The organism is Longimicrobium sp. (assembly GCF_036280135.1).
Taxonomy (GTDB): Bacteria; Gemmatimonadota; Gemmatimonadetes; order Longimicrobiales; family Longimicrobiaceae; genus Longimicrobium.
In genome coordinates, this window is sequence record NZ_DASURI010000761.1 from 1 (window position 1) to 8483 (window position 8483).

General features: G+C 70.4%; 8 protein-coding genes. All 8 read left to right on the forward strand.

Going from position 1 to position 8483, the window contains the following annotated elements; translation table 11 throughout:
- Positions 1–207: 207 nt before the first annotated feature.
- The 8 genes from VFZ20_RS24550 to ndk all read left to right on the forward strand — a co-directional run bounded on the left by VFZ20_RS24550 (position 208) and on the right by ndk (position 8305).
- Entirely contained in the window at positions 208–1212 is a 1005-nt protein-coding gene (locus VFZ20_RS24550; protein WP_329686598.1) for a bifunctional heptose 7-phosphate kinase/heptose 1-phosphate adenyltransferase, read from the forward strand.
- A gap of 271 nt (positions 1213–1483) precedes the next feature.
- Entirely contained in the window at positions 1484–1867 is a 384-nt protein-coding gene (locus tag VFZ20_RS24555) for a RidA family protein (RefSeq protein ID WP_329686599.1), read from the forward strand.
- A gap of 74 nt (positions 1868–1941) precedes the next feature.
- Positions 1942–3330: a phosphomannomutase/phosphoglucomutase gene (locus VFZ20_RS24560; protein ID WP_329686600.1), complete on the forward strand. Its 1389-nt coding sequence runs from the start codon at positions 1942–1944 to the stop codon at positions 3328–3330.
- 531 nt (positions 3331–3861) lie between these two features.
- The gene (locus VFZ20_RS24565; protein WP_329686601.1) at positions 3862–4803 is read left to right on the forward strand and encodes a carbamate kinase; all 942 of its coding nucleotides are present in this window, start codon (positions 3862–3864) and stop codon (positions 4801–4803) included.
- A gap of 129 nt (positions 4804–4932) precedes the next feature.
- Positions 4933–6075, forward strand: coding sequence for an ADP-forming succinate--CoA ligase subunit beta (gene sucC / locus VFZ20_RS24570; RefSeq protein ID WP_329686602.1), 1143 nt, complete (start codon positions 4933–4935; stop codon positions 6073–6075).
- The gene (gene sucD, locus VFZ20_RS24575; RefSeq protein ID WP_329686603.1) at positions 6072–6941 is read left to right on the forward strand and encodes a succinate--CoA ligase subunit alpha; all 870 of its coding nucleotides are present in this window, start codon (positions 6072–6074) and stop codon (positions 6939–6941) included. The genes sucC and sucD overlap by 4 nt, the downstream gene beginning before the upstream one ends.
- Positions 6938–7882: a CBS domain-containing protein gene (locus VFZ20_RS24580; RefSeq protein WP_329686604.1), complete on the forward strand. Its 945-nt coding sequence runs from the start codon at positions 6938–6940 to the stop codon at positions 7880–7882. The genes sucD and VFZ20_RS24580 overlap by 4 nt, the downstream gene beginning before the upstream one ends.
- 6 nt (positions 7883–7888) lie before the next feature.
- Positions 7889–8305 carry a nucleoside-diphosphate kinase gene (gene ndk, locus VFZ20_RS24585; protein WP_329686605.1) on the forward strand — a complete coding sequence of 139 codons (417 nt, stop codon included), beginning with the start codon at positions 7889–7891 and terminating at the stop codon, positions 8303–8305.
- The last annotated feature ends 178 nt before the right edge of the window (positions 8306–8483 follow it).

Here is an 8483-nt window from a genome sequence, read left to right on the forward strand (position 1 = left end):
GCCGATGCCCATCGGCGAGACCCCGCCGTTGCCGGCTCTCCCCTGTAAACCCGTTCCCTGCGGTTCAGCAGTTCGGCCCGCGATTCCCTGTTCCCTGTTCCCTATTCCCTCACCCCCGGCTTTGACACCACCCCCGCCCCCGTCTATCTTGCCGGCCTCATTTTCCCGGCACACGGCCGGGGCGGGCACGCACGAGGGCTGAAGCGGATGGAGCGTCTGACACGCGCGCGGCTGGACGAGATCCTGGAGCGGTGCCGGGGGCTGCGCGTGGCCGTGGTGGGCGACCTGATGCTGGACGTCTACCTGGTGGGCTCCGTCTCGCGCATCTCGCCCGAGGCGCCCGTGCCCGTGGTGCACGTGGCCGAGGAGCGCGTGGCGCTGGGGGGCGCGGCCAACGTGGCCGCCAACGTCGTGGCCCTGGGCGCGGACTGCGAGCTGGTGGGCTGCGTGGGCGCGGATGCCGCCGGCCTGCAGATCCGCGGCGCCCTCACGCGGCTGGACGGCGGCACGGTGCATCCGCGGCTGGTGGAGTTCACGGACCGCCCCACGACGACCAAGACGCGCGTCGTCGCCCGGCACCAGCAGGTGGTGCGCTTTGACCGCGAGCGCGACGACGACGTGGCGGGCGACTGCGAGGCGGAGCTGGTGCGCGCCGTGCGCGAGGCCGTCGCCGCGGCCGACGCGCTGGTGCTGGAGGACTACAACAAGGGCGTGCTGGTGCCGTCCGTCATCCGCGCGGCGCTGGAGCAGGCGCAGGCGGCGGGCATTCCCAGCGTGGTGGATCCCAAGTTCCGCAACTTCTTCGCGTTTGGCGGGGCCACGGTGTTCAAGCCCAACGCGGTGGAATTGGGGACGGCGCTGGGCCAGCCCCTGCGCGCGGACGACGACGCGTGGCTGGAGGAGGCGCGCGGCCGCGTGGGCGCCCGGCACCTGCTGCTCACGCTGGGCGAGCACGGCATGGCCCTGCGCTCCGAGGACGGGCAGACGCTGCGCGTGCCCACGCAGGCGCGCGAGGTCTACGACGTGAGCGGCGCGGGCGACACGGTGACGGCGTTCCTGGCCGTCAGTCTCGCGGCGGGCGCGAGCATCCAGGAGGCCGCCGTGCTGGCGAACCTGGCCGCGGGCATCGAGGTGGGGAAGCCCGGCGTGGCCACGGTGAGCCCGGACGAGGTGCGCGCCCTGCTGGCGGAGAGCCCTCACCCGCTCGCCTAGGCTCGCACCCTCTCCCGCAAACTGCGCGGGAGAGGGTGTACACCCCGGCCCGTGCACGGAGGCGATCCCTGCGCGCAAGCGCAGGGGCGGGCCGCTCCGGCGCGAGCCCTGCCTCCACCAAGCGTAGTTTTTCACCTCCCCCGCGAAGCGGGTGAGGTCGCGAGCTATCGAGCGGGTGGGGGCCTCTCCGCGGCCGAGCGGCACGCCGCCCCGAAGCACGAACCGTAGTCCCGACTTTCGCACTTTCGCACTCACGCCCCGGGTTCCCACGATGCAGACCGTGCAAACCAGCAACGCCCCGGCCGCCATCGGCCCGTACAGCCAGGCCGTGGTGGCCAACGGCTTCGTCTTCACGGCCGGCCAGGTGCCGTTCGATCCGCAGAGCATGCAGCTCGTGGACGGCGACATCGCCGCGCAGACGGAGCAGGTGATGAAGAACCTGCAGGCCATCCTGCAGCAGGCCGGCGCCGACCTGTCGTCCGTCGTCAAGACGACCGTGTTCCTGCAGGACATGAACGACTTCGCGGCCATGAACGAGGTCTACGCGCGCCACTTCGGCGATCACAAGCCGGCGCGCAGCACCGTGCAGGTGGCGCGGCTTCCGCGCGACGCGCAGGTGGAGATCGAGGTGGTGGCCGTCCTGCTGGACCGCTAATTGTAGCAGCACACCGGGCGCCCTCCATCGGCGGGGGGCGCCCCGTCTTTTTTCCTGGAATGGCAGCGCGACCGATGCTGAATCCGCACATCTTCCGGCAGTACGACATCCGCGGCGTGGTGGGCACCGACGTGAACGCCGAGGTGGCCGAGGGCATCGGCCGGGCCTTTGGCTCGCTGGCGCGCCGCCGCCTGGGCAAGGACCAGCCCGTGTTGGCCCTGGGCCGCGACAACCGCCTCACCAGCGAAGAGCTCGCGGCCGGCGTCCGCCGCGGCCTCGTGGCGGCCGGCGTAAAGGTCGTGGACGTGGGCCTGGTCCCCACGCCCGTGCACAGCTTCGCGTTCTCGCACTGGAAGCTGGACGGCGGCCTGCAGGTGACCGGCTCGCACAACCCGCCCCAGTACAACGGCTTCAAGATGACGCTGGGCGGCCGCTCCATCTTTGGTGACTCCATCCAGGAGATCCGCCGGATGATCCAGGAGCAGGACTTCGAGTCCGGCCAGGGCAGCGTGGAGAACCGCGAGGTGCTGGACGAGTACGTGGAGGTGCTGGCGTCCAAGTTCACCATCCAGCGGCCCATCAAGGTGGTCGTGGACTGCGGCAACGGCACGGGCAGCATCATCGCCGTGCGCCTCGTCGAGGCGCTGGGGCCCAACGTCACCGTCATCCCCCTCTTTTGCGAGAGCGACGGCACGTTCCCCAACCACCACCCGGACCCGGTGGTGGACAAGAACCTCGTCGACATCATCGCGGCCGTGAAGGAGCACGGGGCGGATCTGGGCGTGGCCTTTGACGGCGACGCGGACCGCATCGGCGCCATCGACGACCAGGGCGGCATCGTCCGCGGCGACACGCTGCTGCTGCTGTACGGCCTGGACCTGATCCAGAAGCACGGGCCGGGGCAAAAGGTGGTGATGGACGTCAAGTGCTCGCAGCAGCTCACGGACGTGCTGGAGGCCCACGGCGGCGTGCCCATCATGAACGCCACGGGGCACTCGCTCATCAAGGAGCGGATGAAGCAGGAGCACGCCCTGCTCTCCGGCGAGCTGAGCGGCCACATCATGTTCGGCGACAACTACTACGGCTACGACGACGCGCTGTACGGCGCGCTGCTGCTGATCGACATCGTGGCGCGCAGCGGACGCCCGCTCAGCGCGTGGCTGGCGGAGTTCCCGCAGTTCGTCTCCACGGCCGAGCTGCGCTACCCGGCCACGGAAGAGACCAAGTTCGAGATCGTGGGCCGCGCCACGGAGCACTTCCGCAAGGACCACGAGGTGGTCGACGTGGACGGCGCGCGCGTGCTGTTCGGCGACGGCTGGGGGCTCATCCGCGCCAGCAACACCGAGCCCGTGCTGGTGGCCCGCTACGAGGCCAAGACGCCCGAGCGCCTGGCCGAGATCCGCGGGCTGATGGAGGGCTGGCTTCAGGGCGAGGGCATCGGCGCGCCGAGCGTGGGGCACTGAGCCCTCACCCGCTCGCTTGGGCTCGCACCCTCTCCCGCAAACTGCGCGGGAGAGGGTGTACACCCCAGCCCCTGCACGTCGGCGAGGTAATTCGGTAAGGGCAGGCACCCGTCGCTGCGCGACGGGGGGCCCTCTCCCCCGCCGCCTGCGCCGCTCGTTCCTCGCGGCTCGGTGGCGACCCCTCCCCCAACTTCGGGGGAGGGGTTGGCGAGGGGGGAGATCGCGCACGGAGCCTAGCCCGTGCTGGGACTGGGTTCTCCCCCTCCCCCGCGAAGCGGGGGCAGGGGGCGGGGGGAGGGGGCCCTCGGCGGGCCGGCAGACAGGCTGCCGACGTGCAGGGTCCGTGATCTCCCTTCCCCCATGTCGTTCATGGGGGAAGGGCAGGGGATGGGGGCGCCGGCCCGCGCGGGAAAGCCTGCTCTTCCGGCCAGTGCCCGCCCCATCATCCCGCCGCCCCGAAGTCGTTGATGCTGCACGCGCTTGCCGCCCCTGTGCGGCCCGCGTAGAATGTCGCCCCGCAACAGAGGGTTTGTGGCGAGCAAGACCATCGTGATCGCGCTGGGCGGCAACGCCCTGGCGCAGCCGGGTGAGGAAGGCACCATCACCCAGCAGTTCAAGCACACGCGCGAGTCGCTGGGCGCCGTGGTGGAGCTGGCCCGCGAAGGATGGCACATCGCCATCGTCCACGGCAACGGGCCGCAGGTGGGCAACGAGCTCATCCGCAACGAGCAGTCCCGGCACCTCGTTCCGCCGCTTCCGCTGGGCGTGCTGGTGGCCAGCACCGAGGGGTGGATCGGCTACATGATCCAGCAGTCGCTGCAGAACGCCCTTCGCCGCGGCGGCGTGGAGCGGCAGGTGGTGACCATGGTGACGCAGGTGATCGTGGATCCCCAGGATCCCGAGCTGCAGCGCCCCACCAAGCCCATCGGCCGCACGATGGACGAGCAGACGGCGCGATCCCTCGCGGCCGAGCTGGGCGGCGAGGTGGCGCAGACGAAGGGCGGCTGGCGGCGCGTGGTCCCCAGCCCGCGCCCCACGGCCATCGTGGAGCGGGAGATGATCCGCTCCCTCGTGGGCCAGGGGCACCTGGTGATCGCGGCGGGCGGCGGCGGATGCCCCGTGTACGTGCACGAGCGCTGGGGGCTGGAGGGGATCGACGCCGTGGTGGACAAGGACCGCGCGGCGGCCATCCTGGGGCGCGACATCGGCGCGGACGTGCTGGTGATCCTCACCGACGTGGACCGCGTGTACCTGGACTACGGCCAGCCCACGCAGCGCGCGCTGGAGCGCCTGACGGTGGCCGAGGCCGACGCGCTCCTGGCCGGGAGCGAGCTGGGCAGCGGGAGCATGGCCCCCAAGGTGGAAGCCGCGGCCGACTTCGTGCGGCGCGGTGGCACGCGGGCCATCATCGCGCGGCTGGACCAGGGCAGGGAAGCGGTGGCGGGACGCGCGGGGACGGAAATAGTGCGTTAGTGCGCAAGTGCGTCAGTGCGGAAGTGGGTCGGCGAGGGAGCAGGGTCCTCGCCTCCGCGCGAAGCCACTGACGCACTCACGCCCTTCCGCACTCACGCACTTGTAGTTCAACTCGAACCGGAATCGTCCGTGAACATCCACGAATACCAGGCGAAGGAGCTGCTCGCCGCGCAGGGGATCCCGGTCCCCATGGGCGACGTGGCCACCACGCCGGAGCAGGCCGAAGAGATCGCGCGGCGCCTGGGCGGGGCCGTCGTCGTCAAGGCGCAGGTGCACGCCGGCGGCCGCGGCAAGGCCGGCGGCGTCAAGCTCGCCAACACCCCCGAGGAGGCCCGCCAGAAGGCCGAGGCCATCCTGGGCATGCAGATCAAGGGGCTCACGGTCGAGAAGGTGCTGATCGCCCCCGCCGAGGACATCGCCTCCGAGGCGTACGTGGGCATCATCATGGACCGCGCCAGCAAGGCGCCCGTGTGGATGGTGAGCGCCGCCGGCGGCATCGACATCGAGGAAGTGGCCGCGACGGAGCCCGAGAAGATCACCAAGCTCGCCGTCGACAACCGCTACGGCTTTCTGCCGCACCAGGCCTACCAACTGGCCACCAAGCTGTACACCGACGTCAAGCAGCAGCGCGCGGCGGCGAAGATCCTCCAGCAGCTGTACAAGGCGTTCATGGAATCCGGCGCCTCGCTGGCCGAGATCAACCCCCTGATCACGACGCCCAACGGCGACGTCAAGGCCATCGACGCCAAGTTCAACATCGACGACAACGAGCTCTTCCGCCGCCCCGCCATCGAGGGGCTGCGCGACGAGTCGTCCGAGGACCCCGCCGAGGTGCAGGCCCGCGAGGCCAACCTCACGTTCATCAAGCTCGATGGCGACGTGGGCTGCGTGGTGAACGGCGCCGGCCTGGCCATGGCCACCATGGACCTGGTCAAGTACTACGGCGGCGAGCCGGCCAACTTCCTGGACATCGGCGGCTCGTCCAACCCCGAAAAGGTGGTCAACGCGCTCAAGATCATCACGAGCGACGAGAACGTGAAGGCCATCCTGTTCAACATCTTCGGCGGCATCACCCGCACGGACGACGTGGCCAACGGCATCGTGACGGCCACGAAGATGATCGACATCAAGGTGCCCATCGTCATCCGCCTGACGGGCACCAACGAGGAAATCGCGGTGAAGATCCTGGCCGACGCCGGGTTCAGCGCCATGACCGACATGGACGAGGCCGTGAAGCGGGCCGTCGCCTTGGCCAAGGGGGAGGCCCAGTGAGCATCTTCATCGACCAGAGCACCCGCGTCATCGTGCAGGGCATCACGGGCCGCGACGGCTCGTTCCACGCCAGGCAGATGATGGAGTACGGCACGCAGATCGTCGCGGGCGTCACCCCCGGCAAGGGCGGGCAGACGTTCGAGGGCAGCGTGCCCATCTTCAACACGGTGCAGGAGGCCATGGACGCCACCGGCGCCAACACCTCCGTGATCTACGTGCCCCCCGCGGGCGCCGCCGACGCCATGTTCGAGGCCGCGGACGCCGGCATCGGCTTCATCGTCTGCATCACCGAGGGCGTGCCCGTGCTGGACATGACGCGCGTCTATCCGTACGTCAAGGAAAAGGGCGCGCGTCTCCTCGGCCCCAACTGCCCCGGCCTGCTGTCGGCCGGCAAGAGCAAGGTGGGCATCATCCCCGGCCACATCACGCAGCCCGGGCCCGTGGGCCTCGTGTCCAAGAGCGGCACGCTGACCTACGAGGTGGTCTACAAGCTCAAGAACGCGGGCATCGGCACCACGACCTGCGTGGGCATCGGCGGCGACCCCGTGAACGGCACGTCGTTCATCGACTGCCTGGCGGCGTTCGAGGCGGATCCCGAGACCAAGGCCATCGTCATGCTGGGCGAGATCGGCGGCACGGACGAGCAGGACGCCGCCGCCTACATCAAGGCCAACGTCACCAAGCCGGTGGTGGGCTTCATCGCGGGCCAGACGGCGCCTCCGGGCCGCCGCATGGGCCACGCGGGCGCCATCATCAGCGGCAGCGCCGGCACGGCCGAGGAAAAGATCCAGGCCTTCCGCGACAACGGCATCGGCGTGGCGCAGCGCCCCCTGGACGTCGTGGGCCTGATCCAGGAACGGCTTTGAGCGAGAGCGGTGGCAAAGGAGCGGGGCGCGAGGTACGCCTGACGGAGATCCTCCGTCCGGAGCACGTCGTTGCCCCGCTCCCCGCGTCGTCGGTCTACGACGCCGTGATGCAGCTGGCGCAGATGCTGGTGGACGCGGGCGACGTGCCGCACCCCGACCGCATGCAGCGCATGTTCAGCGAGAGCCGGGTGCGGGACCTGATCCACGTGGGCGACCGCGTGCTGCTTCCGCACCTGCGGACGGACGCGGTCGATCGCCTTCAGGTGGCCATGGGCATCGCCCCGGCGCCGCTGCCGGAATCGCCGGACCACCTGGACGCCGTGGCGCAGATCGTGGTGCTGGTGCTGGCGCCGCTTTCCGCGGCGGACCTGTACCTGCAGACGGTGGCGGCCCTGGCGCGGGTGCTGCGGCAGGACGAGGTGGTGGACCGGCTGGTGGCGGCGCGGTCGCCGGCGGCCGTGCTGGAGATCCCGCAGATCCGCGAGATCACCATCGAGCCGCGGCTGCGGGTGCGCGACGTGATGACGCAGCGCGTCTACCGCACCACGCCCGACGCGCCCGTGCAGGACGTGCTGGACCTGGTCGCGGACCACCGGCTGCGGGCCGTCCCCGTGGTGGGGAACGACCGGCAGGTGGTGGGGATGGTGACGGACCGCGACCTGCTGCGCCACTTTCTTCCCGAGGTGCAGCGCCCCGCCGATGCCCGCGCGGCCTCGTGGGCCGAAGTGCGGGTGCGCGACGTGATGTCGCGCTCCGTGATCTGCGTGAGCGAGGACCAGGCGCTGGCCGAGGTGACCAGCATGCTGGTGAGCAAGGACATCGAGCGGCTCCCCGTGGTGCACGAGGGGCAGCTCACCGGCTTTTTGACCCGCGGCGACATCCTGCGCAAGGTGTTCGGGTTCGCCGCGTCGCCCGTTGAACCTTTTACAGACGAGGAATAGATCGATATGTCGCGTACGTTCGCCATGATCAAGCCCGACGCCGTGCAGGCGGGGAATGCCGGCAAGATCATCGCCCACCTGCAGGACGCGGGCTTTCGCGTGCTGGGCATGAAGCTCACGCAGATCAGCCGCCAGCAGGCCGAGAAGTTCTACGAGGTGCACGCCGCCCGTCCGTTCTACGGCGAGCTGGTGGAGTTCATGTCCAGCGGCCCGTCCGTCGTGCTGGCGCTGGAGTCGGACAACGCGGTGACCAAGTGGCGCGAGACCATCGGCGCCACGGACCCGGCCGAGGCCGCCGAGGGCACCATCCGCAAGCTGTACGCGGAGAGCAAGGGCAAGAACGCGGTGCACGGCTCCGACAGCGACGAGAACGCGGCCATCGAGATCGCGTTCTTCTTCAGCGGCACCGAGCTCGTGGGCTGATTCGGCGGATCCTCCGGCTTCGGCTGGATGATCGGTGGATGCAGGTGCGAGGAGGCGCTCCGGGAACGGGGCGCCTCCTTGCGTTTGGGGGCGGATGCGGGGGCGGGGCGGGCGCGGGAGGGAAGAAGGATTGTGCGCGGAGGCGGAATTTCTGCCGGCCCGCGGAGGGGGGGCCCCC